The sequence below is a fragment of the Longispora urticae genome (assembly GCF_053902585.1).
In genome coordinates, this window is sequence record NZ_JAQZSH010000059.1 from 1 (window position 1) to 22481 (window position 22481).

Below are 22481 nucleotides of genomic sequence, written 5' to 3' on the forward strand. Positions count from 1 at the left end.
CCCACCCCSCCGGGCCGCGGCGCGCGCCGCCCCCGGACCGGCACGCGGCTCAGCCAGCCCCAACGGGTTGCCTCCGGGCGGCCGCTCAAGCCCCCGGGCGGTCCGCGGTCATCTGGTTCCGCCAGCCTTCTCAGCTCCGGTGCGCGTCGAGGCCGTGCAGCAGCGCCGCCAGGCCCACGTCGAACTGCTGGTCGGCCGTGACGTCGCGGGCGTCGACGGCCGTGGCGGACAGGGTCGGGTACTCCGACCTCGGCAACCGGGCCAGCGCCGCCGTACCACCGCCCGACAACGGGCTGAGGTGCTCGACCTGCAACGCGCCGAGCACGTAGCTCAGCACCGACCGGAACGCGGTCACCCGCGCGGCGCCGGCGAACCCGGCCCCGGTCAGGACGGACAGCACCGACTCGCCCCAGCGGACGGTGCCCACGGACGTGTGCCGGTGGACCAGGAGCAGGGGCACCACGGCCGGGTGCGCGCCGACGGCCACCCGGATCCGGCCGCAGAGCGCGGTGACCCGCCCGGTCCAGTCCCCCGGGGGCGGCCGGTCGTCCACGCCGGCCAGGACGGCGTCGACGACCAGGGACTCGACCTGTTCGCGGTCGGTGACGTAGCGGTACAGCGACATCGTGCCGACGCCGAGCTCGGTGGCGACGGCGCGCATCGTCAGGGCCGCCGGGCCGTCGCGGTCGAGGACGGCGAGCGCGGCGGTGGCGATGTCGGCGTGGGTGAGGCTGCGGGGCCGTGGCATAGTCGTAAGCGTACGGCGTACCCCTACGGAAGGACAGCCATGGTCACCCCCCGGCTCCTCGACACCGTCAACGCCTCCCCCGCCGCCCTCCCCGACGACCGCGGCCGCCTCGTCCACCTGCAGTTCCGCCGGTTCGCCGGCTGCCCGGTGTGCAACATGCACCTGCGGTCCGTCGTGGTGCGCCACGACGAGATCTCGGCCGCCGGGATCACCGAGATCGTCGTCTTCCACTCCCCCGCCGCCGAACTCGCCCGGCACGCCGCCGACCTGCCGTTCGCGGTGGTCGCCGATCCCGACAAGCGGCTCTACGGGGAGTTCGGCGTGGAGTCCGGCCGGCGCGCGCTGCTCGACCCCCGGGCATGGCTGCCGATCCTCCGCGCCGTCCTCAGCGGCCTGGTCGCGGTCGTCCGCCGGACGGAGCACCTGCCGGCGAACAGCCCGGCGGGCGGGCGGCTCGGGCTGCCGGCCGACTTCCTGATCGCCCCGGACGGCACGGTGCTGGCCAGCAGGCTCGGCACCCACGCGTACGACCAGTGGTCCGTGGACGAACTCCTCGGCCACGCCGCCGCGCTCCGCCCGGTCCTCGACTGACCGGCCGGGGCTCGCGCCCGCGTCGTTGGCACCGGGGCGGGGGCGACGGGCGGGTGGGGGTCCAGCCCCGGGTCGCGGTGGCTAGGCTCCGGTGACGCGTCCGCGTCGGGCGGCGCGTGACGGGGCGGCGCACGGACGAGGGGTACGCGGGTGGACGGGAACGACGGAAGGCTCAGGGTCGCCGTGATCGGCCTCGGCGGCATCGCCCAGAAGGCGTACCTGCCGACGCTCGGCGCGCGGCCGGGCCTGGACCTGCACCTGATGACCCGCGACCCCGCCAAGCTCGACCGGATCGCCGACACCTACCGGGTGGCCGCCGACCGCCGGTTCACCGACCTCGGGGACCTGCTCGCGCGCCCGTTGGACGCGGCGTTCGTACACGCGCCGACCGACCAGCACCGGGCGGTGGTGGGTCGGCTGCTCGACGCCGGGATCCCGACGTACGTCGACAAGCCGCTCGACAGCACCCTGGAGGGCTCACGCGCGCTGGTGGAGCGGGCGGAGCGGACCGGGACCACGCTGATGGTCGGCTTCAACCGCCGGTACGTGCCCGCCTACGTCCGGGCCCGCGAACGCCCGCGCGACCTGATCATCCTGCAGAAGAACCAGGCCGGCGGGACGGGCGCGGTCCGCGAGATCGTCTACGACGACTTCATCCACGTCGTCGACACGCTCCGCTTCCTCCTGCCCGGGCCGGCCGAGCACGTGCACGTCTCCGGCAGGGTGGAGGGCACGGAGCTGCACCACGTGGTCCTCACCCTGTCGGGTGGCGGCGGCACCGCGATCGGCGTCATGCACCGGAACAGCGGCTCGAAGGAGGAGCGGCTGGAGGTCATGGGCGGCGGCGGCAAGCGGGAGGTCGTCGACCTCGTCGACGAGACCGACCACGACGGGTACCGGGCGCGGCGGCCGGTCGACGGCTGGACCCCGGTGGCCACCCAGCGCGGCATCGCGCAGATCTGCACGGAGTTCCTGGACACGGTGCGCGCGGGCGGGCGGGTGGACCTGCGCGACGCGCTGCGTACCCATGAGCTGTGTGAACGGGTTGTCCTGGAGCTCCTCAGATCCAGTGGTTCCGTTTGAAGCCCCGGTAGAGGAACACCGACAGGGACAGCATCACGGTGAGCATGACCGGGTAGCCGAACTTCCACTGCAGCTCGGGCATGTACACGAAGTTCTGGCCGTAGATGCCGACCACCAGGGTGTTCGTCGACAGGATCGCCACCCAAGCGGTGATCTTGCGCATGTCGGCGTTCTCGCGGCTCTGGATCTGGGCCATGTTCGCGCTCAGGGTCCCGGTGAGCAGCTCGGCGAACCCGTCGGCGCGGTCGGCGGCGCGCAGCAGGTGGTCCTCGACGTCGCGGAAGTACTCCTTCGTGCGCGGGTCCACCAGGCCGATCTCGCCCCGGACGATCCGCCCCAGCGGCTCGGCCAGCGGGCGCACCGCGCGGCGGAACTCCAGGACCTCCCGCTTGAGGTTGTACAGCCGTTCCGTCGGGTTGTCCGAGCGCGACCGGGTGGTGTCGAAGACCCGGAACTCCGCGATCTCGATGTCGTTGTTGATGCCCTCGGCCGCGTGGGTGTACTCGTCGACGATGTGGTCGGCCACCGCGTACAGCACCGAGCTCGGCCCGGCCCGCAGCAGCTCGGCGTCCGCCTCCAGGGCGCGCCGGACCTCCGCGAGCGGGCTGGCCTGGCCGTGCCGGACGGTGATCACGAACTTCGGGCCGAGGAACACCATGATCTCGCCGACCTCGATGACCTCCTCGGGGTCGACGTAGCGGACCGTCTTGAACACCATGAACGCGATGTCGCCGTACAGTTCGAGCTTGGCCCGCTGGTGGGCGTCGACCGCGTCCTCCACGGCGAGCGGGTGCAGCCCGAACTCGGCGGTCACCGCGTCGAACTGCGCCGCCGACGGCTCGTGCAGGCCGATCCACACGAACCCGTCCTCGGCCTCCTGGGCGGACTCCAGGGCGATGTCCAGGGGGACCTTCCCGCCCTGGCGCTCGCCGCCGGCGTACAGGGCGCAGTCGACGATGCCGACCTTCGCGCCCGGTACGGCGGGCCGCGGCGGGCCGCCGTCCTTGTTCTTACCCATGCGCACTCCCCCAGGCGAGGCGGCGGCCCTCTGGAACACCCCTGGGCAGGGCGGACCCGGTCGCCGGACACGACCACCATACGGAAGGCACCCGCGTCCCCGGAACGGACCGAGCGGACCGGGCGGCCGTGTCCGGCCCGTTCCAGTTGGATTTCCACCCCCGCCGCGGGGCCCCGGGGCCGGATAAACTCGCCCGATGTCCCCGGCGGCGCGACGGCTCCCCGAACCCGGGGCGGTCCGGGGTCCGGCCGTGACCGACGCGTTCGGCGCCGCCCTGCGGGGCGCGATCCAGCGCAGCGGGCTCAGCCTCGACGAGGTGTCCCGGCGGCTGCGCGCCCGGCACACCCCGGTCAGCGCCAGCGCCCTGAGCTACTGGCAGACCGGGGCCAGCCGGCCCGAACGCACCTCCTCGCTGGCCGCCGTCACCGAGCTGGAGGCCCTGCTCGGCGAGCCGCCCGGGTCGCTCGCCGCCCTGCTCGGCCCGCGCCGGCCCCGCGGCCGGCGGCCGGCCGGCAGACCGCCCGCCGACCCGTTGTGGACGCGGCCCGGCGCGCTCGCCCGGGCCTTGGACAAACTGGACGCCGGAGTGGACGACCTGCACCACCCGGTCACGGTGTCCCAGCATCTCGCCTTCCGGATCGACGACGGCGGACAGGAGGAGTCCGTCCGGGTCCGCCGGGTGATCCGGGCCGAGCGCGACCACACCGCCCGGATCCTGTTCGTCTCCCGGTGCGGGCCGCTGTCCCAGCCGCCCCTCGTGACCTTCGCCGAGGGCTGCCAGCCGGCCCGGTTCCGCGCCGACGTGCCCACGGCCACCTGCGTCTTCGAGTTCGTCCTCGACCGTCCGCTCCGCGCCGGCGAGCTGGCGGCCGTCGAGTTCGGGCTGAGGTTCCCGCCGGGGCAGACCGACCGGCACGTCGTCGTCGCAGTCCCGCACCCGGCCAGGGAACTGGTGCTGCGGGTGACGTTCGCCCCGGGCCGGGTGCCGGCGTCCTGTCACGCCTACCGGCAGCCGGGCCCCGACCCGGCCGGGCGGCAGCGGAGCGGGATCGCCCTGGACGGGGACTGCCGCACGGCGCAGTCCATCGTCCTCGACCCCGCTCCGGGCCGCTACGGCATCGCGTGGGACTGGTGAGTCACCGGGCCCAGGGGCCCCAGACCGCGAACGTCGTGCCGGGGCTGTAGCAGTTCACGAACATCGTGCGGCCGTCGGCGCTGAACCCGACGCCGGCGAACTCGGCGAAGGCCGGCTCCGTGGGGGTACCGAGGTTCTGGGCGTTGCGGGCGAACGGGTACGGCCGGCCGGCGCGCGTCGTACCCGTCAGGTAGTTCTCGCCGTCGCCGTCCTGGCAGAGCATCAGTCCCCCGAACGGGGTCATGCAGATGTTGTCCGGGTACTCGTGCGCCGCGTCCCCCTCGCCGTGGAACACCACCGTGAGGGTCAGGGTGCGCCGCACCGGGTCGTACCGCCAGACCTGGCCCCGGTGCTCGGCGCCCGCCCCGCTGGAGACCTGGGCGAAGGAGGACACGAAGTACACCGCGCGGTCCTCGCCCCACCACGCGCCCTCCAGCTTCTGCGCGTGGGTGATCCCGGCCGGCCCGTAGTCCTGTTTGCGCACCGACGTGGTCACGGCCAGGGGGTCCGGCACGGTCACCCACTCGACCCGGTCGAACCGGGTGCCGGGCTCCTGGACGACCGACAGGTCCGGCACGTCCGGCACCCGCATCGCCTGCAACGTGCCGCCGGCCCGCAGGCTGCCGTGTCCGCCGCGCGGCCTGTTCGGCAGGAACCGGTACAGGCCGCCGAACGGCGCGGCGGCGTCCTCCGTCTCGTACACGACGCCGGTGTGCGGGTCCACGCACGTCGCCTCGTGGGCGAACCGGCCCATCGCGGTCAACGGGACCGGGGTGGCGTTGCGGCCCTGGTGGTGCGGGTCCACCTCGAAGATCCAGCCGTGGTCCTTCTCGTACCCGTTGGCGCCCTGGCGGGCCTCCGTCTCCTCACAGGTCAGCCACGTGTCCCACGGGGTCGGGCCCCCGGCGCAGTTGACCGCCGTGCCGCCCAGGCTGGTGTACTCCTCCACGAGTCTGTTGTCCGCGCCCACCACGAGCGTCGTGGTGCCGCCCGCCGCCGCCCGGTCGAACGTGTGCGTCGCGGGGGCCGCGACCGGGTGGGCGACCCCGGGGCGGTTCTCGTGGTTGCGGACCAGCCGGCTGCCGTGCCGCCGGTCGGCGAACACCGCCATGCCGTCGGGCCTGCTGGGTACCGGTGCGCCGTCGGCCATCGGGGTGCCCTCGCGGGACAGCACCCGGTACCGGAAGCCGCGCGGCAGGTCGAGCAGGCCGGCGGGGTCGGGTACCAGGTCGCCGTAGCCGGTGCCCGGGTGCGCCAGGGCCGGCGAACCGGTGAACAGCAGGTCGACGGCCCCGGTGACCGCCACCGCCAGCCCGCCTGCGAGTACGTTGCGTCGGTTCAGCATCATGTCGACCACCCAAACGGAACCGGCCGGTCCGGGGAAGGGAATCCGGGTCGGGTGACTGGATAACGTTGTACGCCCTGGATCGGGCGGCGGGAAATTCTCCGGCCGGCGGGCTCCGGGTCGCCGGCGATACCCAGGAGGGGTATTGTTCGCAGTCCGGGTTGCGCGCCCGGCGGACGAGGGGGATCGGTGGCGGGGCGACGGGGCGGGGTGCGGCTGCTGCTGCTGGCGCTGCTCGTCCTCGGGGTGCTCGGGATGCACACCCTGGGGCATCCGGCCGAGGGGCACGGGGCGATGCCGGCGGCCGGGCACCACGCGGTCGGCCATGACCCGCACGACGCGGTGACCGTCGCCGTGGACGCGGGCGCCGAGCCGGGCGGGACCGTCGCGATGGCCGCGTTCGGGACCGGGGGTACCGTCGCGTTCGCGACCGGGAGTGCCGTCGCGTTCGGGACCGGGAGTGCCGTCGCCGGGGCCGGAGTCGGAGACGCGGCCCGGGCGGTCGCGATCGTCGGCCTGGGCGTGGGGCTCGACCCGATGAGCGTGTGCCTGGCGATCCTCACCGCCTTCACGCTGCTGCTCGTCCTCGCCGTCACCTCCCGGCTCGCGCGGACCGCCGACGCCGCGACGCTCGTCAGCGCCGGACGCGCGGGCTCGGGCCGGGGGCCGCCGAAGCGCCGGGGACTGCTCCTCGCCGACCTGTCGGTACTGCGGATATAGGACCCGGCGGCCGTACCTGGCCGCCACTGACAGTCCATGTTCCCGTAGTACCGATCCGTGAAGGCAGAGTCATGAAGAGCACCACCACCCCGCGCCGCGCGTTCCTCGCCGGCGTCGGCACTGTCGCCGTCCTCGCGTTCGCCGCCGGCTGCGGCGGGGACGCCATGGGCGGCATGGACCACGGCGCCCGGCCGACCGCGACCGGCTCCGTCTCCGTCTCCGGCGCGACGTTCAACGACGCCGACGTGGCGTTCGCGCAGATGATGGTCCCCCACCACGAGCAGGCCGTCACGATGGCCGGCCTGGCCGAGACGCGGGTCGGCGACCCGGAGCTGAAGAAGGTCGCGGCGGCGATCAAGGCCGCGCAGGCCCCGGAGATCACCACGATGACCGGCTGGTTGACCGCGTGGAAGCGGCCCACCACGGCGGCCGGGGGACACGACATGGGCGGCATGTCGGCGATGATGCCGGGCATGCTCAGTCCGCAGGAGCTGGCCGCGTTGTCGGCGGCGTCCGGGGTCGCGTTCGACCGGCTGTTCGCGAAGGGGATGATCGCCCACCACAACGGAGCGATCGCGATGGCCAGGGACGAGCAGGCCAAGGGGGTCAACGCCGAGGCGAAGGCCCTGGCGGCCGCGATCGAGAAGGCGCAGGCGGCGGAGATCGCCACCCTGCAGAAGATCCTCGACCGGCTCTGACCCCGAAAGGCTCACCCCGGAGTCGGGTACTCCGGGGTGAGCCCCACTCCCGTGGGCGCGCGTTCCCGGCCCGGTGGGCATGCGGTCCTACGCCCGGGAGGTTCGGTGGCCGGACGGTGCCGGCACCCTTGCCGGTGCGCGGCCGATCAGGCGTCCGGGCGAGGGTTATCCCTTGCTGTCAGGCTGTGGCGGGCATATCGCGACACGCGTGCCATTGAGCCATTGACGGTGATGTAAGCGTCACGTAACGTCCCTTTCCGTGACCTTCGTATACCGCCTAGGAGCGGGCATACTGGGCGCGCTCTTCGTGGTGTACGCCGTCCTGTGCGCACCCGGCGCGCACGTCGAGGCTGACCTCCCCCGTGCGGAGTCCAGCGCCGTGTCCGCGCCGGTCACGGCATCCGCCGACGCCACCTCCTCCGTCAGCATGCCGTCCACCACCGTGTCCGGCACCGGATCCGGCAGCGCGGCATCCGGCGTGCGGTCCCCCGGTGGCGTGTCCGCCGGGGACGCCACCGTCGCCGTGGTCGGCAGGGGCGGACCGCACGACCACGTACCCGTCGGGCACCACCACGCCCCGCACAGCTGCGGCGCGGCAGCCGTCGTCGCCGTCACCGCCGTGGCGCAGAACCTCGCGCCCTGGCTCGTCGCGGCACCGGTCGCGATGGCGGTGGCCGACGGCCCGGCCGTCCGGGGGTGCGGCGCGGCGGTCCGCGACCACCGGATCCGGCACCGACCCTCTCCCCTCGCGCTCGGCTGCGTGTCGCGGACGTGACGCGGCCCGGGGCGGCCGTCCGCCGTCCCCGCCGTCGTCCCGCGCGTCCGTTACGAGTTCTGGGGAAGGTCGTCCGAGTCATGAGCACAGTGGAAGCAGTGCCGCCTGTCGGCGGGATCGTCACGGGTACCGCCTGCCGGTCGTTGACCGAGCTGGTCGGCAACACGCCCGTGTTGTGGGTGCCGGAGTTCCGGGCCGGTACCGGTCGGGGGTTCTGGGCCAAGTTGGAGGGGCACAACCCCGGCGGGATCAAGGACCGGCCGGGCATGCACATGGTCGCCCGGGCCCGCGAGCGCGGCGACCTGGCGCCCGGCCAGCCGATCGTCGAGTCCACCAGCGGCACCCTCGGGCTGGGGCTCGCGCTGGCGGGCATCGTGTACGACCACCCCGTCACCCTGGTGGCCGACCCGGGGATGGAGCCCCTGATGCGGCACCTGCTGCGCGCGTACGGGGCCACGGTGGACATCGTCACCGAGCCGCACCCGACCGGGGGCTGGCAGCAGGCGCGCCGGGACCGGGTCGGCGAACACCTGGCGGCGCACCCGGGGGCCTACTGCCCCGACCAGTACCACAACCCCGACAACGTCGCCGGGTACGAGGCGCTGGCCCTGGAGCTCGTCGGACAGCTCGGCCGGATCGACACCCTGGTGTGCAGCGTCGGTACCGGCGGGCACAGCGCCGGCATCTCCCGGGTGCTCCGCCGGTACTTCCCGGACCTGCGCCTCGTCGGCGTCGACACGGTCGGCTCGACGATCTTCGGCCAGCCCGCGCGCGGCCGGCTGATGCGGGGCCTGGGCAGCAGCATCTACCCGCGCAACGTCGCCTACCCCGACTTCGCGGAGGTGCACTGGGTCGCGCCCGCCGAGGCCGTGTGGACGTGCCGGCACCTCGCGGCGACCCGGCGGGAGACCGGCGGCTGGAGCGTCGGCGCGGTCGGGCTGGTCGCCGACTGGCTGGCCAGGACCCGCCCGCCGCACGAGCGGATCGTGGCCGTCTTCCCCGACGGGCCGCAGCGCTACTGGGACACGATCTACAACGACGAGTACGCGGCCGGGCACGGTCTGCTCGGCGTCGTACCGGCCACCGGGCCCGAGGAGATCGCCCATCCCGGCGACCGGGAGGTGACCCGGTGGACCCGGTGCGCCGCCGTGGTGGACCCGGTGGGCGACGCGCGGCTCAGCGCCCCCGACGCGTGGCCGCCGGCCCCCGACGTGCGGCGGCCGGTCCCCGCCGCCCGGTCGAGCGCGCCCGCGGTGGAGCCCCGGTGCGGCCCGGCTCCCGACGCGCCGCCGACCGCCCCCGTCGAAGCGCCGGGTGGGCCGTGACCGGGACCTGGCGGCAGGTGCGGTCGTTCGACCGGTGCGTCACGCTGCTGCTGGTCAACCAGTTCGGCATCAACCTGGGCTTCTACATGCTCATGCCGTTCCTGGCCAACCACCTGTCCTCGGGGCTCGGCATGGCGGCGTGGACCGTCGGCCTCGTCCTCGGCGTGCGCACCCTCAGCCAGCAGGGCATGTTCCTCGTCGGGGGCATGCTGGCCGACCGGTACGGCTACAAGGCGATGATCGTCGCCGGCCTGGTGCTGCGGACCGTCGGCTTCGCCCTGCTGGGCTTCGGGAACTCGTTGGCGCCGCTGCTGGTGGCCTCGGTGCTCACCGGCCTGGCCGGGGCCCTGTTCAACCCGTCGGTGCGGGCCTACGTGGCCGCCGAGGCCGGTGACCGCCGGGTCGAGGCGTTCGCCCTGTTCAACGTGTTCTACCAGGCCGGCATGCTCGCGGGGCCGCTGGTCGGCCTCGTACTCGTCCTGGGGGATTTCCGGTTCGTCTGCCTCGGCGCGGCCCTGGTGTTCGCCGCGCTGACCGTGGTGCAGGTGTGGTTCCTGCCGTCGAGGGCCGGCGAGGAGTCCCGTCCCGACCGGGCCACCGGCTGGGTGGGGATCAGGGCGGACGCGCGCCAGGTACTCGGCAACCGGCCCTTCCTGTTGTTCTCCGTGGCGATGATCGGCTCCTACGTGCTGTCCTCGCAGATCTACCTCGCGCTGCCCCTGCAGGCGGCGCACGTGCTCGGGCCGGCGGCCGGCGACCTCGGGTCCAGCGGCCTGTTCGCGCTGTCCGCGGTGGTGGCGGTCGTCGGACAGGTCCGGGTCACGGCCTGGGCCCGGCGGCGGATGACGTCCGCGCGGGCCCTGACGGTCGGGTTGGCGCTGATGGGCGCGGCGTTCGTGCCCCTCGCGGCGACCGCGCACCTGTCCGGGACGTGGGCGGTCGTCCCGCTGCTCGTCGCCACGGTGGTGCTGACCCTGGGCACGGTCGTGGCGTACCCGTTCGAGATGGACACCATCGTCGCCCTCGCCCGGGACCGGCTCGTCGCCACCCACTACGGGCTCTACAACACCCTGGCCGGCATCGGCATCACCCTCGGCAACCTCGGCACCGGGGCCCTGTGGGGCGCCGCCGACCACTGGCACCTGCCGGCCCTGCCCTGGGTGGCGCTGGTCGTCACCGGCGTCGGCTGCACCGCCGCCGTCGGGGCACTGGCCGTGACCCTCCATCCCCCTGTCCCGAGCGGAGCCACCACCCGATGAGTCTCAGCATCACCGCCGACCACGTGCACGCCGCAGCCCGCCGCCTGCACGGCGTCGCCCACCGCACCCCGGTGGCGACCTCGCGCACCCTCGACGAGCGGGTCGGCGCCGAGGTGTTCGTCAAGTGCGAGAACCTCCAGCGCACCGGGTCGTTCAAGCTCCGGGGCGCGTACAACGCGATCGACCGGCTCGACCACGGGGCGCGGCGGCACGGGGTCGTGGCGTTCTCCAGCGGCAACCACGCCCAGGCGGTGGCCCTGGCGGCGGCCATGGTCGGTACCCGGGCGGTGCTCGTGATGCCCGCCGACACCCCGGAACTGAAGCTGATGGCCACCCAGGACCACGGCGCGGAGATCGTGACGTTCGACCGGTACACCGAGGACCGGTTCGCGATCACCGCGCGGCTCGCCGCCGAGCGGCAGCTCACGGTCATCCCGCCGTACGACCATCCCGACGTGATCGCCGGGGCCGGCACCACGGCCGTGGAACTCCTCGACCAGGTCGGCGAGCTCGACGCCCTCGTCCTGCCCCTCGGGGGCGGCGGCCAGCTCGCCGGCTGCGCCACCGTCGTCAAGGCGCTGAACCCGAAGATCCAGGTCATCGGGGTGGAGTCGCTGGCCGGGAACAAGAACCGCCGGTCCCTCGACGCCGGTACGCCCGTGCGGATCCCCGTGCCGCGCACCATCGCCGACGGCGTGACGGGCGAGGTCACCGGGGAGCTGACGTTTCCGATCATCCGGGCGCTCGCCGACGACGTGACCTCGGTCGACGACGTGGAGATCCTGGTGGCCATGGGCTTCCTGTTCGACCGGATGAAACTGGTCGCCGAACCCAGCGGGGCGCTCGGGGTCGCCGCCCTCCTCGCCGGGAAGGTGCCGCTGCCGGGGCGGCGGATCGGCGTGGTGATCTCCGGGGGGAACGTGGGGGTGGACCGGTTCTGCGAGCTGCTGGGGAGGCCGCGCCGCGCGGTACCCCTCGAAGGGTCCTGATCGTTCCGGGGTGTGACCGGATCATGCCTGTGGAACCGGGTCGCGGGCGGGCACGCTTCCCCATGAACAGCGCACTGGTCGTCATTGACATGCAGGAGTCGTTCGTCGGCTCGGGGACTGGTACCGGGTCTCCGAGCCCGACATCGTCGGACAGGTCAACCGCCACGCCCGGATGCTGCGCGTGCTGCGGGGCCGATGACGGGCCGGGGCTGGTGGCGGTCGAGCCGCGGCTCCCCGCGGTCAGCCGGGTGTCCGTCGCGGTGGGCGCCGGGGGTCGGGTCGGATGCCGCGGCTCCCCCGCGCGTGTCGTAGGTCTGTCGTAGGGTCGGGAGGACTGTCGCCCAGCCTGGAGGACGCGATGTCCCCGACGCCCTCGATCGCCGTCCGCACGGTGAATCTCGACTGCCCCGACGCCGGGGCGATGGCCCGGTTCTACGGTGGCCTCCTCGGCTGGGAGCCGACCTACGTCGAACCCGACTGGGTGCTGATGCGGGATCCCGGCGGCGGCACCGGGCTGTCGTTCCAGGCGACCGGGGTCTACGAGCGCCCGACGTGGCCCGAGGAACCCGGCCAGCAGCAGAAGATGATCCACCTCGACCTGCGCGTGACCCCGCCCGGCGCGGAAGGCGACGAGGGGTACTCCGACGAGGAGGGCCAGGCAGCCCTGGAGCAGGCGGTCCGGCTCGCCGTGTCGGTGGGCGGCACGTTGGCCGAGCCGCAGGGGCGGGCTGATCTGCGGGTGGTCCTCGACCCCGCCGGGCATCCGCTGTGCCTGTTCCTGCGCTGACGGGGGCCACGTGTGGACGGGGCGGGTTCCTGTACTGGCGGCGGCCACGTGTGGGCGGCGGGTTCCTGCGCTGGCGGCGGCCACGTGTGGGCGGCGGGTTCCTGTACTGGAGGCGGCCGCGTGTGGGCGGGGGGGGTTCCTGCCCTGGCGGCGGCCACGTGTGGGCGGGTCGAGCTCGCACGCAAGCCGGACCGCTCCCGCGCTGGCGCGGGGCGTCAGTGCGCTCCGATGCCGGGCCCGGCCGCGGCGTGGCACCGGGCCTGGAGGGCCGGCCCCACCCGGCCGATTTTGTCCTGAATTGTTCCTGAAGGCCCGGCGGCTGGGGGCGGCTACCGGAGGCTGATCACCTGGTACACGCCGATGCCGGCGGGGACCAGCATCGCGAGGATCGCCAGGATCACCCCGATCCGCACGACGGTCCGCCGCCAGCCCGCCGGGGCCCGGGACAGCCCGCTGGCGATCTTGCCGGCCTGCTCGATCTCGCCCAGCGGGGTCAACGCGCTGTGCTGCGTCTGGGGCAGACCCGGGTACCCGTGCATGGCGCCTGGCTGCTTCTCGTCCATGTTCCGAGTATGCGCCTCCTCCGCGTGCCCGGGAGGTTCGCCTGCGCGCGGGGCGCCGGGGTCATGTCGGCCGCCAGCGACGGGGCGAGGCGCGGGCGCTTCCACACCGGGCGCCGGGGCACGGGCCTCGGGGCGCGGGCCTCAGGCGCGGGCCTCGGGGCGCGGTGGTCGACGCCTGGAGGGGCGGACTCGCTCGCCCGCGCCCGCCAGAAACACCGTCAGGCGCGCGCATCGACGGTGAGGGGCTGCCGCCCGCTCGGCCGCGCCGGGCCCCTGGCATCGGGGCAGCAGGGCACCCGGCCGGCAGGTCATCCGGATGGCGGGGTGGCTGGTCACAGGGGCGGCGGCGTGGCTGGTCACAGGGGCGGGAAAGAAAGTTCGGCTGTCGTGTCGATCCTCGGCGGCGCCGTTCGACCTGGTAGTGAGAAGGTCGGGAGACGACCTCGAGAACAAGGAGAACGACGATGGCCAAGTACATGTTGATCATGCGGGGCACGGACGAGTCGATGGCGGCGATGATGGAGACGCCGTTCGAGGAGATGCTCGACAGGATCGGCCGGTTCAACGACGAGCTGATCAAGGCCGGCGTCCTCGTCGCGGCGGAGGGCCTGGAGGACCCGTCGCTGAGCGTGGTGGTCGACCACAGCGGGGAGACGCCGGTCGTCACCGACGGGCCGTACGGGGAGACCAAGGAGCTGTTCGGCGGCTTCTACCTGCTCGACGTCGCCACGAAGGAGGAGGCGGTCGAGTGGGCCAAGCGGATCCCGGCCATCCCCGGCAACAAGACCGAGATCCGACGGGTACCGGGCATCGACGAGTTCCCGCAGGACAACGAGTGGATCATCAAGGAGCGGGCGTGGCGCGAGCGGACCGGTCAGCTCTGATGCCCGACGCCGTGGACGGCCCGCCGGGCGCCGAGTCGGCGCGGCGGGCCGTCGAGGCGGTGTGGCGGATCGAGTCGGCGCGGATCATCGGCGCGTTGACCCGCTACACCGGGGACTTCGCGCTCGCCGAGGACGTGGCGCAGGAGGCGGTGGCCGAGGCCCTCGTCACCTGGTCCCGGGAGGGCGCGCCGGCGAACCCGGTGGGCTGGCTGCTCGCGACCGCGCGGCGGCGGGCCATCGACAGTTTCCGCCGCCGGTCGGCGCTCGACGAGCGGTACGCCCTGCTCGCCGGGCAGCTCGGCGAGGGCGGGGCGACGTCGGGCGTCGTGACCCCGCCGGACCCGGCGGCCGACCTGCCGTGGGATCCGGACCGGGTCGACGACGACGTCCTCGCGCTGATGTTCGTGGCCTGCCATCCCGTGCTGTCCCCCGAGGCCCGGGTCGCCCTGACGCTGCGGGTGGTCGGCGGCCTGGGCAGCGAGGAGATCGCGCGCGCGTTCCTGGTGCCCGTCCCGACCGTGCAGGCGCGGATCACGCGCGCGAAGAAGACGATCGCCGCCGCGCGGGTACCGTTCGAGCTGCCGCCCGCCGGGGAGCGGCGCGAGCGGCTCGGCGGGGTCCTCAGCGTGCTGTACGTGATCTTCACGGAGGGCTCGACGGCGACGGCGGGCGACCGCCTGCTGCGCACCGACCTGGCGTACGAGGCGATCCGGCTGGCCCGGATGCTGGCCGCGTTGCAGCCGGACGAGCCGGAGGTGTCCGGACTGCTCGCCCTGTTCGAGCTGACGGCCGCGCGCTTCCCCGCCCGGACCGGCCCCGACGGCGAGGCGGTACTGCTGGAGGACCAGGACCGGCGGCGGTGGGACCGGTCGGCGATCCGTCGGGGGCTGGCCGCCATCGCCCGGGCCACGGCGGTCGGGCGCGGCCTCGGCCCGTACGGGCTGCAGGCGGCGATCGCGGCCTGCCACGCGTCGGCCGCCTCGGTGCCGGAGACCGACTGGGAGCGGATCGTGCTCCTCTACGAGGCGCTGGGCCGGGTGGCGCCCTCGCCCGTCGTCGAGCTCAACCGGGCCGTGGCCGTCGCGATGGCGCACGGGCCGGGTCCGGCGCTGGACATGGTCGACGAGCTGGTGGCCACGGACCGCCTGGCGGGTTCGTACCTGCTGCCGAGCGTGCGGGGCGAGCTGCTCTCCCGGCTGGGGCGGACCACCGAGGCCCGGGCGGAGCTGGAGCTCGCGGCGCGGTTGTGCGGCAACGCGCGGGAGCGGGCGGTCCTGCTCCGGAAGGCGGCGGCACTCGGATGACACCGCCGCGGCCGGGCCACACTGTGGTACGGCCCGCGGCGCCCGCTGGGCGCGCACCGTCCGGCGATGGCCAGGTCGGCGCGTCGCGCCGTTCGGGCACGCCCGCACTGTCCAGCCTCACGGAGGGAACGGCCCCGGACGCGACCCCTGCTGCGCGTACCCCTCTGGTGGTGTTGACGCTCTTCCACGCCCACCGTCGGCGTGGCCGGGTGATCCATACTGGAGCCATGGTGGACCGCGGCTGGAGCCTGTTGCCCGGGGAGTCCCGGCTGTGGGAGGGCGAGCCGGAACGCCTGTTGTGGCTGACCTCCGCCGACCGGCTGGTCATGGCGGCGGTCGGACTGCCGGCGGTGCCGGTCGTCGCGGTCCTGGTGCTCGGACCCGGCGTTCCGTGGGGACTCGCGGTCCTGATCGCGCTCGTCGTGGCGGCGGCGATGGCGGGCCGGCCGGTCATGCGGGCGCTGGCCCTGTCGAGCACCCGGTACACGGTCACGAACGAGCGGGTCGTGGTCTTTCGCGACGGCCTCATCGTCACCGACGTGCGGTTCCATCCGCGCGCGGGACTGGGCGCCCCGGTGCTCCGGTGGCACGACGACGGCACGGGCAGCGTCTCCTTCGGCCAGTTCCCCGACGCGTGGGACGCGGACTGGCAGCTCGTGGCACCTCCCAGGCTCCCCCGGCTCCGGTTCGGCGTCGGCCGGTTGCTGCCGCCGAATCCGGCACCTGTGCTGTGGCGGGTCGAACGCGCCCAGCAGGTGTTCGACCTGCTCGACTCCCGCGCCTGAACCCGCCGGGCTCGACGCCCACTTGTGCCGGAACAGAGGCGCAACCTGTTGCCCTGCAAGGGTTTGGGTGCACGCACCGTTGGCGGGTACCTATTCCCCGGCGGGCGTGAGATCAATCACGATCTTGAAGAGGTCGGTCCACTGTGCACCCGGCTTTTCATGATCAACACTGGGATGGTTCCACGAGGCCACGCCTCGCTCCACCAACCTGGGGGTAGGAAATTCCGATGCGAAAGCTCGCGACCGGCTTCGCCACGACGCTGACCGCGGCCGTGGCGATCCTGTCCATGACGGGTGGGACCGCCACCGCGGCCACCACATGGACGATCAACCCGACCTGTGCCACGGTCACCGGCCCCGCCGCGCTGACCTACACCACCGACGAGGGCGCCACCCTCAAGGCGACCAGCACCGCGCCCAGCCCGATCACGTACACCTCGGGCCTCGCCGCCCTGGACTCCGCGAACACGCTGATCGCGGTCCAGGAGGTGACCGTCCAGTCCCCGTGGTCCCTGACCAAGAAGGTGTACCGGTCCACCAACGCCGGCTGCTCCTGGACCGAGATCCACACCCTGGCCGACGGCTGGATGCACAAGGCCACCGCGGCCAAGGGCGGCCGGGCGTACCTGTGGTCGCAGGGCAACGACGACTCCGTGTACCGGGTCAGCGGCTCGACCGTCACCAAGGTCGTCGACCCGACCGCGTCGACCCCGGTCAACGGCCAGATCGGCCTCATCGGCCTGGGCGTCGACCCGGCCAACGGCCTGCACGTGTACGCCGCCCGCAAGGACGGCCAGCTGTTCGAGTCCACCAACGGCGGCAACAGCTGGACCCCGCGCGGCTCGGCCATCGCCCTCGGCCTGAACGAGTCGGTCAACGAGGTCGAGTTCGACGTCAAGAACCCGCTGCACGCGGTGGCCGGCGTCAGCCGCGAGGGCGTCTGGAACACCTTCGACGGCGGCGTGACCTGGAACCACGTCCAGACCCTGGACGCCACCACCCACCCGAACAGCTTCTACGGCGTGAACATCAACCGGATCGCCATCTCCCCGCTCGACCCGAACGTGGTCTACGCCCAGGGCTTCGACCTCAGCCAGGTCGACTCCGACGGCGACCAGGGCCGGCAGATCTGGCGCTCCACCGACGGCGGGAAGAACTTCACGGCCATCGTGCACCACGACCCGGCCACGGGCGTGTTCCTCACCAACGACGTGCCGATGTACCCGAGCCCGACGGACGCCAACGTCCTGTACTTCGTCTACGCCGACAACTACGCGAACTACGGCACGGACCTGTTCAGGTACCACGCGGGTACCGGTGCGCTGACCCACACGCACAACCCGTACCACCGGTTGGACGAGATCGTGTTCAACCCGAAGTACCCGACGACGATGTACCTCGCACTCGGCCTGGAGCCGTGAGCGGGCGTTAGACGCTGAGGCAGGGGCGGGCCGGGCGGCTCGCCCCTCGCCGCGTGGTGGCCACGGGATCCGGCCGGGCTGTCGGGCCGGGTGGCGCGCCTCGCGGTGGTCACGGGGTCCGGCTGGTCCGTCGGGTCGGAGCACGCGGAAACCGGGTGTGGTCCGGGGCCAGGAAGCTTGGTGAGCCGGGACGCCTCAAGGGCCGGGGGACCAGCCAGGAGGCCCGCCGTGGCCGCCGGGACCGTCACAGGCGCTTGACCAGCCACACGCACGGATCGGCCTCGTCGTGGCGGACCCCCGCGTCGTCCAGGTAGTGCCAGTGGTCCACGTAGCGGCGGTCGGTGACGGTGTAGCCCAGGCGGAGGTAGAGGGCGGCGGCGCGCGGGTTGTCGTCGGCGACGCCCAGGCCAATCAGAGGGTGCCCGAGGCCCCTCGCGCGGGACTCGGCCTCCGCGACCAGGGCGGTGCCGATGCCGTGGCCCTGCCGGTGCGGCGGCCAGACCTGCAGGCCGTTGACCTCCGGGCACCCGAACTCGGCGCGGACGGCCGGCTCCTTGGGTCCGTCCCAGAACACCTCGCAGGAGCCGACCGGGACGTCCGCCGCCCAGGCGATCAGGAACGTGCTGGTCTCGGCCGTGTGGCGGGCGAAGCGGGCGGCGTGCCCCCGGGTCAGACCCGTGGGCCGCCAGCCCTCCAGGCGGTCGACGTCCTCGGCGGTGCACTCGCGGATGTCCATGCCGGCACGGTAGGCGACGGTGACCCGGCCGGCGAACCGATTTCGCCAGGTCGCGCGCACCGGACAGGCGGGGCCAGCGTTCAGCAGGACTCGTGGATGCCCGGCCCCGCCTCGGTCCGCTGCCCCGAAACCGCGCACCGTCGGGGCCGCCGACGTGGTGTCGACGGCCCCGACGGTGCGCTACGCGCGGGTCGCGCGTTCCAGCATGGTGCGGTGTTCGATCATCCAGGCCGCCGCACGGGCCCGCCAGGCCAACGACCACAGCGGTGCCGGGTCGTCGGACCCGGGCGTGATCCGCGCCTGGGTCGCCTCGGCGGCACAGTCCCGGATCGCCAGTTCGATCATGCGGGTGACCAGCCCGTCCCTGCCGGCCACGGGCACGCCGTACCCGTCCAGGAACAGCCGCAGGTGCAGGGCGCGGCTGGCGGCGTCGGGCAGGTTGTTGCGTTCGGCGACGTCGTCACCGTGCAACTGGGCGTGCCACCAGGCGCAGATCGCGACCTCGTCGAGGGGGTCGACCGGGCCCGCGAGGGTCCAGTCGATGAACGCCACCGGCCGCCCCTCGTGGACGACGGTGTGCCACGGGCCGGCGTCGCAGTGCCCGATCACGGCACCCTGCCCGTCGCGGTGCATCCACCACGGCTGCCAGGCCGCGTCCGACGGGGGCCGGAAGGAGGCGGTGGCGGCGTGCAGGTCGCGCAGCAGGCCGCCCGCGAGCCAGACGGCCTCGTCCGACCAGGTGCGCGGGTGCTCGATGACGCCCTCGATGAAGGTCAGGACCTCGTTGCCGCGGTCGTCGACGCCGCCGCCGAGCACGCGGGGGCTGCCGGGGTAGCCGACGTCCTCCAGGTGCCGGAGCAGGGCGTGGACCGTGGCGGTCCAGGGTTGCGCGGGACGCAGAACGGTCCCGCTGTGACGGATGACATTGCTGGGTCCGCCCTCGGCCGCGGGCAGCGGCTGGAAGGCTGATGGGGAAGACACGAATGCTCCTCGTAAGAGTGCGGTACACGGTGACGCGGCGCTGGGAACAGCGCCGACAGGCAGACCGGGCGACCCGGTCCGCGGACCGCTACGAGGGCGAACTCACGCGTCCCGTCGGAGAGACACCGACGGAGGAACCACGGGACGTGGCGAAGATCAGATCGCGTCGAGCTCACACGTCGTAGCCGGGACGACCACCATGCCGAGGACCATGCACGTCATATCTACCTCCAGGTTGGACGGACCCGGCCCACGTTAGGCGCTCGCCGCCGGGTCCGCCACCGAGTTCGGCCCGCAACCGGCCGCCGCCCCGGCGGCTCCTCCCCCGGGTTCGACGCCCGGGACGCCGGACCGTCACGTACCCGGGAAGAGGGTGTTTCGGGTTGTGACCGTGGCGGGGGAACGGGAGCGGTTCGTGGCCGCGATGGCCTCGCGCGCGCTCCCGGTCGCCGGCTCGCTCATCGTGTGGGCGTCGCTGACCAGAAGCGTGTCGTATCCCCTGGTCAGCGCGCCGTCCAGGGTCGCGCGCACGCACACGTCGGTCTGGGCCCCGACGACGAGGAGCCGCCGGACACCGAGCCCGGACAGCACGGCGTCGAGGGTGGTCCGCTCGAAGGAGTCGGCGTTTTCCTTGTCCACCAACGGTTCCCCGTCGTCCGGGGCCAGCTCGGGGACGATCCGCCAGGCGACACTCCCGGGGGCCATGCGCCGGTCGGAGTGCCGGACCCAGACGACGGGTACCCGCTGCCGGCGCGCCCGCGCCACGAGGTCGGCGATGTTCGCCACCACCGCGTCGCGCGCGTAGGTCGCGTCGAGGGCCCCGTTCTGGGCGTCCACGACGAGGAGCGCGGTGGTCATCGCCCGTCCTCCGGGCGGAGCAGGGCCTCGATCTGGGCGAACTCGGCCCCGCTCATCGGGCCGTGGGCGAGCGCGCCGGCGTTCTCGGCGGCCTGGGCCACGGTGCGGATCCCCGGGATCGGGATCATCCGCGGGCTGCGCGCCCACAGCCAGGCCAGGGCGCCCTGGGACATGGTCCGGCCGCCCGATGTCAGGACGTCGCGGATCGCGTCGACCCGGCGGGCCCAGTCCGGGGCGGCCACGCCGTTGTCGAAGTACGTGAGCCACTCCGGCGCCCGGCCCCGGATGTCGTCGGCCCCGACCGCCGCCCCGGCCTGGTACTTGCCGCTGAGCAGCCCCATCGCCAGCGGTCCCCGGTTGATGCCGCCGAGGTCCGCCGCCTCGCAGAGCGCGACCATCGCGGCGTTGTCGCGCAGTACCGACTGGTCGAACTGGATCGCGGCGCAGTGCGGCCCGGCCCCGGCGAACGCGGCGGCGCGGGCCGGGTCGTCGGTGCTCCAGCCGTAGGCGCGGATTCTGCCGGCGGCCACCAGGTCCTCCAGCGGTTCGACCAGGTCGAGCGCCTCGTCGAGGGGCAGGAGGTTGATGTGCAACTGGTACAGGTCCAGGTGGTCCGTGTCGAGCCGGGCGAGCACCCCGTCCAGGCAGGTCCGCATGTACGCCGCGCTGCCGTCCTGCCCCAGCGTGCGCCGGGTGCCCTCGTCGAACCTCGGCCCGAACTTGCTGGCGAGCACCACCTCGTCCCGCCGGCCCTTCAGCGCCCTGGCGAGGACCCGCTCGCTGTGGCCGGCGCCGTACACGCTGGCCGTGTCGAAGAACGTCATGCCCAGGTCGAGGGCGTGCCGGACCGCCCGGACCGACTCGTCGTCGTCCACGTCTCCCCAGCCCAGGGGCTGCGCGCCGTCCCAGAAGGGTCCACCGATCGCCCAGCAGCCGAAGCCCGCCGCGGAGACCTCGATCCCGCTCCGTCCCAGAGTTCTCGTCCGTGTCATGTCCGCCAGCCAACTACCTGGAGTGCGCTCCAGGTCAAGTAGGCTCCGGCACATGATCCGGTACTCGCCCTCGGAGGCCGCCGAGAAGAGCGGCTTCAGCCTGGACACGCTGCGCTACTACGAGAAGATCGGGCTGCTCGCCGACATCGACCGCACCAGCGGCGGGCAGCGGGTCTTCTCCGACGACGATCTGGGCTGGCTCAGCCTGCTGCGCTGCCTGCGGGACACGGGGATGCCGATCGCCCGGATGTGCCGGTTCGCGGAGCTGGCGCGCGCCGGGGACGGTACGGTCGCCGAGCGGACCGGGTTGCTGGAGGAACACGCGCGCGGGGTCGAGGCGCAGTTGGAACTCCTGCTCCGGCAGCAGCGCAACCTGAACGACAAGATCGCGTTCTACCGGCGGCAGCTCGCGGCCTGAGGGTCGCGTCGACGCGCGGACGTCACTCTCCCCGGTACGCCCGCCGGATGACGTCCAGGTCGAGCTTCCGCATCGGCAGGAACGCCTGCGTCACGCGGTCGACCTGCTCCCGGCTGCCGTCGCGCATCATGGTCCCGAGCTCCCGGAAGGTGATCTGCCACGACACCCCGAACCGGTCCTTGAGCCACCCGCACTGCTCGGCCTCCGGGACCGCGGACAGCTGCGCCCAGTAGGCGTCCAGCTCCGCCTGGTCGTCGCAGTCGACCATGAACGAGACGGCCTCGTTGAAGGTGAAGCCGTGTTCGTGCGCGCTGTCCATCGCCGCGAACCACTGGCCGAGGATCCGGAAGTCGCCGAACATCAGCGCGCCCTCCCGGTCGGGTTCCATGCCGACCGGGTAGCGCGCGATCGTGCCCTGTTCGGAGTCGCCGAACACGGACAGGTAGAACCCGACGGCCTCCTCGGCCTGGCCGTAGCGGTCGCCGACGAACAGCAGCGACGGCAGGATCGGTGGGCGCGGGTCGCCGTCGGGGCCGGTGAGCATGAGCTGCCAGGACAGGCCGTAGCGGTCCTGGATCCAGCCGTAGCGTTCGCTGAACGGGTACTTGTCCAGCGGCATCAGGACCGTGCCGCCGTCGGCCAGCTTCTCCCACGCGAGGTCGATCCGCTCCCGGGCCTCGGCCGGGCCCACGTGCGGCGGGCCGTAGTCGACGATGAAGGACACCGACGGGTTGAAGCGGAACACGGGTCCGGCGCTGATGGCCATGAAGTCCTGGCCCCACAGCCGGAACGAGACGACGTCGCAGTCCCCGGACGGCGTGTCGCGCAGCGTGGTCACGTGGGTGACCTCCGAGTCGGGGAACACGGAGCAGTAGAACTCCGCCGCCTCGACGGCCTCCGTGTCGAACCACAGGTGCGGGATGATCTTCCGGGTGTCCATGTCGCGCCTCCTCAGCACCGTCGATGCCTCTCTGGGAGGCTACCGCCGGGCCCGGTGGCCGGGGGCTGGATGCGGTCGGTACCCCGCTCGTGTTTCAGGGTTCGACCTGCGGGTAGGCACCTCGGG

The 22481-nt window shown here is 73.4% G+C and carries 24 protein-coding genes; 15 read left to right on the forward strand and 9 right to left on the reverse strand.

Going from position 1 to position 22481, the window contains the following annotated elements; all coding sequences use genetic code 11:
* Positions 1-130: 130 nt before the first annotated feature.
* Complete coding sequence (locus PT931_RS35505) at positions 131-748, reverse strand: TetR/AcrR family transcriptional regulator (protein ID WP_456250109.1); 618 nt, start codon at positions 746-748, stop codon at positions 131-133.
* Between the two features lie 39 nt (positions 749-787).
* Here PT931_RS35505 and PT931_RS35510 point away from each other — a divergent pair, with 39 nt between their 5' ends.
* A complete protein-coding gene (locus tag PT931_RS35510; RefSeq protein ID WP_456250110.1) occupies positions 788-1339 on the forward strand; it encodes a peroxiredoxin-like family protein in 552 nt (183 codons plus the stop codon).
* A 150-nt stretch (positions 1340-1489) separates the two neighbouring features.
* Positions 1490-2422 (forward strand): Gfo/Idh/MocA family protein, encoded by a 933-nt coding sequence (locus PT931_RS35515; RefSeq protein WP_456250111.1) that lies wholly within the window; start codon positions 1490-1492, stop codon positions 2420-2422.
* Here PT931_RS35515 and PT931_RS35520 read toward each other — a convergent pair.
* Positions 2400-3440 carry a magnesium and cobalt transport protein CorA gene (locus tag PT931_RS35520; RefSeq protein WP_456250112.1) on the reverse strand — a complete coding sequence of 347 codons (1041 nt, stop codon included), beginning with the start codon at positions 3438-3440 and terminating at the stop codon, positions 2400-2402. The genes PT931_RS35515 and PT931_RS35520 overlap by 23 nt on opposite strands.
* A gap of 196 nt (positions 3441-3636) precedes the next feature.
* Between PT931_RS35520 and PT931_RS35525 the strand changes: the two genes are divergently transcribed.
* Positions 3637-4575, forward strand: a complete 939-nt coding sequence (locus tag PT931_RS35525) for a hypothetical protein (protein ID WP_456250113.1) — start codon at positions 3637-3639, stop codon at positions 4573-4575.
* Position 4576: 1 nt separating this feature from the next.
* Here PT931_RS35525 and PT931_RS35530 read toward each other — a convergent pair whose 3' ends face one another.
* Positions 4577-5923, reverse strand: coding sequence for an alkaline phosphatase PhoX (locus tag PT931_RS35530; RefSeq protein WP_456250114.1), 1347 nt, complete (start codon positions 5921-5923; stop codon positions 4577-4579).
* Positions 5924-6109: 186 nt separating this feature from the next.
* Here PT931_RS35530 and PT931_RS35535 point away from each other — a divergent pair, with 186 nt between their 5' ends.
* The 7 genes from PT931_RS35535 to PT931_RS35565 all read left to right on the forward strand — a co-directional run bounded on the left by PT931_RS35535 (position 6110) and on the right by PT931_RS35565 (position 12473).
* Positions 6110-6640 (forward strand): hypothetical protein, encoded by a 531-nt coding sequence (locus tag PT931_RS35535; RefSeq protein WP_456250115.1) that lies wholly within the window; start codon positions 6110-6112, stop codon positions 6638-6640.
* A 71-nt stretch (positions 6641-6711) separates the two neighbouring features.
* On the forward strand, positions 6712-7338 hold the full coding sequence (locus PT931_RS35540) for a DUF305 domain-containing protein (RefSeq protein WP_456250116.1): 627 nt from the start codon (positions 6712-6714) through the stop codon (positions 7336-7338).
* Between the two features lie 259 nt (positions 7339-7597).
* Complete coding sequence (locus PT931_RS35545) at positions 7598-8113, forward strand: hypothetical protein (protein ID WP_456250117.1); 516 nt, start codon at positions 7598-7600, stop codon at positions 8111-8113.
* A gap of 80 nt (positions 8114-8193) precedes the next feature.
* Positions 8194-9438: a PLP-dependent cysteine synthase family protein gene (locus tag PT931_RS35550; RefSeq protein ID WP_456250118.1), complete on the forward strand. Its 1245-nt coding sequence runs from the start codon at positions 8194-8196 to the stop codon at positions 9436-9438.
* Positions 9435-10697: an MFS transporter gene (locus PT931_RS35555; RefSeq protein WP_456250119.1), complete on the forward strand. Its 1263-nt coding sequence runs from the start codon at positions 9435-9437 to the stop codon at positions 10695-10697. Before PT931_RS35550 ends, PT931_RS35555 begins: the two co-directional genes overlap by 4 nt.
* Complete coding sequence (locus PT931_RS35560) at positions 10694-11686, forward strand: pyridoxal-phosphate dependent enzyme (protein WP_456250120.1); 993 nt, start codon at positions 10694-10696, stop codon at positions 11684-11686. Before PT931_RS35555 ends, PT931_RS35560 begins: the two co-directional genes overlap by 4 nt.
* A gap of 358 nt (positions 11687-12044) precedes the next feature.
* Positions 12045-12473 (forward strand): VOC family protein, encoded by a 429-nt coding sequence (locus PT931_RS35565; protein ID WP_456250121.1) that lies wholly within the window; start codon positions 12045-12047, stop codon positions 12471-12473.
* 329 nt (positions 12474-12802) lie between these two features.
* Here the strand turns inward: PT931_RS35565 and PT931_RS35570 are convergent, their stop codons facing one another.
* Entirely contained in the window at positions 12803-13036 is a 234-nt protein-coding gene (locus PT931_RS35570) for a hypothetical protein (RefSeq protein WP_456250122.1), read from the reverse strand.
* Between the two features lie 464 nt (positions 13037-13500).
* Here PT931_RS35570 and PT931_RS35575 point away from each other — a divergent pair, with 464 nt between their 5' ends.
* From PT931_RS35575 to PT931_RS35590, 4 genes are all read left to right on the forward strand, one after another.
* The gene (locus tag PT931_RS35575; protein WP_456250123.1) at positions 13501-13920 is read left to right on the forward strand and encodes a YciI family protein; all 420 of its coding nucleotides are present in this window, start codon (positions 13501-13503) and stop codon (positions 13918-13920) included.
* The gene (locus PT931_RS35580) at positions 13920-15224 is read left to right on the forward strand and encodes an RNA polymerase sigma factor (protein WP_456250136.1); all 1305 of its coding nucleotides are present in this window, start codon (positions 13920-13922) and stop codon (positions 15222-15224) included. The genes PT931_RS35575 and PT931_RS35580 overlap by 1 nt, the downstream gene beginning before the upstream one ends.
* 227 nt (positions 15225-15451) lie before the next feature.
* The gene (locus PT931_RS35585; protein ID WP_456250124.1) at positions 15452-16009 is read left to right on the forward strand and encodes a hypothetical protein; all 558 of its coding nucleotides are present in this window, start codon (positions 15452-15454) and stop codon (positions 16007-16009) included.
* 227 nt (positions 16010-16236) lie between these two features.
* Positions 16237-17430, forward strand: a complete 1194-nt coding sequence (locus tag PT931_RS35590; RefSeq protein ID WP_456250125.1) for a WD40/YVTN/BNR-like repeat-containing protein — start codon at positions 16237-16239, stop codon at positions 17428-17430.
* Between the two features lie 244 nt (positions 17431-17674).
* On the opposite strand, the gene PT931_RS35595 is transcribed toward PT931_RS35590, so the two are convergent.
* The 4 genes from PT931_RS35595 to PT931_RS35610 all read right to left on the reverse strand — a co-directional run bounded on the left by PT931_RS35595 (position 17675) and on the right by PT931_RS35610 (position 20997).
* Positions 17675-18166, reverse strand: a complete 492-nt coding sequence (locus PT931_RS35595) for a GNAT family N-acetyltransferase (protein WP_456250126.1) — start codon at positions 18164-18166, stop codon at positions 17675-17677.
* A gap of 180 nt (positions 18167-18346) precedes the next feature.
* The gene (locus tag PT931_RS35600; protein ID WP_456250127.1) at positions 18347-19147 is read right to left on the reverse strand and encodes a phosphotransferase; all 801 of its coding nucleotides are present in this window, start codon (positions 19145-19147) and stop codon (positions 18347-18349) included.
* Positions 19148-19501: 354 nt separating this feature from the next.
* Positions 19502-20005 carry an isochorismatase family protein gene (locus PT931_RS35605; RefSeq protein ID WP_456250128.1) on the reverse strand — a complete coding sequence of 168 codons (504 nt, stop codon included), beginning with the start codon at positions 20003-20005 and terminating at the stop codon, positions 19502-19504.
* Positions 20002-20997 (reverse strand): aldo/keto reductase, encoded by a 996-nt coding sequence (locus tag PT931_RS35610; protein WP_456250129.1) that lies wholly within the window; start codon positions 20995-20997, stop codon positions 20002-20004. The genes PT931_RS35605 and PT931_RS35610 overlap by 4 nt, the downstream gene beginning before the upstream one ends.
* A 52-nt stretch (positions 20998-21049) precedes the next feature.
* Here PT931_RS35610 and PT931_RS35615 point away from each other — a divergent pair, with 52 nt between their 5' ends.
* Positions 21050-21415, forward strand: coding sequence for a MerR family transcriptional regulator (locus PT931_RS35615; protein WP_456250130.1), 366 nt, complete (start codon positions 21050-21052; stop codon positions 21413-21415).
* A 22-nt stretch (positions 21416-21437) separates the two neighbouring features.
* On the opposite strand, the gene PT931_RS35620 is transcribed toward PT931_RS35615, so the two are convergent.
* Positions 21438-22355 (reverse strand): VOC family protein, encoded by a 918-nt coding sequence (locus PT931_RS35620; protein WP_456250131.1) that lies wholly within the window; start codon positions 22353-22355, stop codon positions 21438-21440.
* Positions 22356-22481 lie beyond the last annotated feature (126 nt).

Excerpts from the sequence above, each read along its gene's own strand:
- PT931_RS35580 (WP_456250136.1), top strand. The coding sequence starts at position 13,920 with ATGCCCGACGCCGTGGACGGCCCGCCGGGCGCCGAGTCGGCGCGGCGG.
- PT931_RS35560 (WP_456250120.1), top strand. The coding sequence starts at position 10,694 with ATGAGTCTCAGCATCACCGCCGACCACGTGCACGCCGCAGCCCGCCGC.
- PT931_RS35620 (WP_456250131.1), bottom strand. The coding sequence starts at position 22,355 with ATGGACACCCGGAAGATCATCCCGCACCTGTGGTTCGACACGGAGGCC.
- PT931_RS35590 (WP_456250125.1), top strand. The coding sequence starts at position 16,237 with ATGCGAAAGCTCGCGACCGGCTTCGCCACGACGCTGACCGCGGCCGTG.
- PT931_RS35505 (WP_456250109.1), bottom strand. The coding sequence starts at position 748 with ATGCCACGGCCCCGCAGCCTCACCCACGCCGACATCGCCACCGCCGCG.
- PT931_RS35525 (WP_456250113.1), top strand. The coding sequence starts at position 3,637 with ATGTCCCCGGCGGCGCGACGGCTCCCCGAACCCGGGGCGGTCCGGGGT.
- PT931_RS35595 (WP_456250126.1), bottom strand. The coding sequence starts at position 18,166 with ATGGACATCCGCGAGTGCACCGCCGAGGACGTCGACCGCCTGGAGGGC.
- PT931_RS35610 (WP_456250129.1), bottom strand. The coding sequence starts at position 20,997 with ATGACACGGACGAGAACTCTGGGACGGAGCGGGATCGAGGTCTCCGCG.
- PT931_RS35510 (WP_456250110.1), top strand. The coding sequence starts at position 788 with ATGGTCACCCCCCGGCTCCTCGACACCGTCAACGCCTCCCCCGCCGCC.
- PT931_RS35570 (WP_456250122.1), bottom strand. The coding sequence starts at position 13,036 with ATGGACGAGAAGCAGCCAGGCGCCATGCACGGGTACCCGGGTCTGCCC.
- PT931_RS35615 (WP_456250130.1), top strand. The coding sequence starts at position 21,050 with ATGATCCGGTACTCGCCCTCGGAGGCCGCCGAGAAGAGCGGCTTCAGC.
- PT931_RS35575 (WP_456250123.1), top strand. The coding sequence starts at position 13,501 with ATGGCCAAGTACATGTTGATCATGCGGGGCACGGACGAGTCGATGGCG.
- PT931_RS35540 (WP_456250116.1), top strand. The coding sequence starts at position 6,712 with ATGAAGAGCACCACCACCCCGCGCCGCGCGTTCCTCGCCGGCGTCGGC.
- PT931_RS35550 (WP_456250118.1), top strand. The coding sequence starts at position 8,194 with ATGAGCACAGTGGAAGCAGTGCCGCCTGTCGGCGGGATCGTCACGGGT.
- PT931_RS35605 (WP_456250128.1), bottom strand. The coding sequence starts at position 20,005 with ATGACCACCGCGCTCCTCGTCGTGGACGCCCAGAACGGGGCCCTCGAC.
- PT931_RS35520 (WP_456250112.1), bottom strand. The coding sequence starts at position 3,440 with ATGGGTAAGAACAAGGACGGCGGCCCGCCGCGGCCCGCCGTACCGGGC.
- PT931_RS35585 (WP_456250124.1), top strand. The coding sequence starts at position 15,452 with ATGGTGGACCGCGGCTGGAGCCTGTTGCCCGGGGAGTCCCGGCTGTGG.
- PT931_RS35565 (WP_456250121.1), top strand. The coding sequence starts at position 12,045 with ATGTCCCCGACGCCCTCGATCGCCGTCCGCACGGTGAATCTCGACTGC.
- PT931_RS35530 (WP_456250114.1), bottom strand. The coding sequence starts at position 5,923 with ATGATGCTGAACCGACGCAACGTACTCGCAGGCGGGCTGGCGGTGGCG.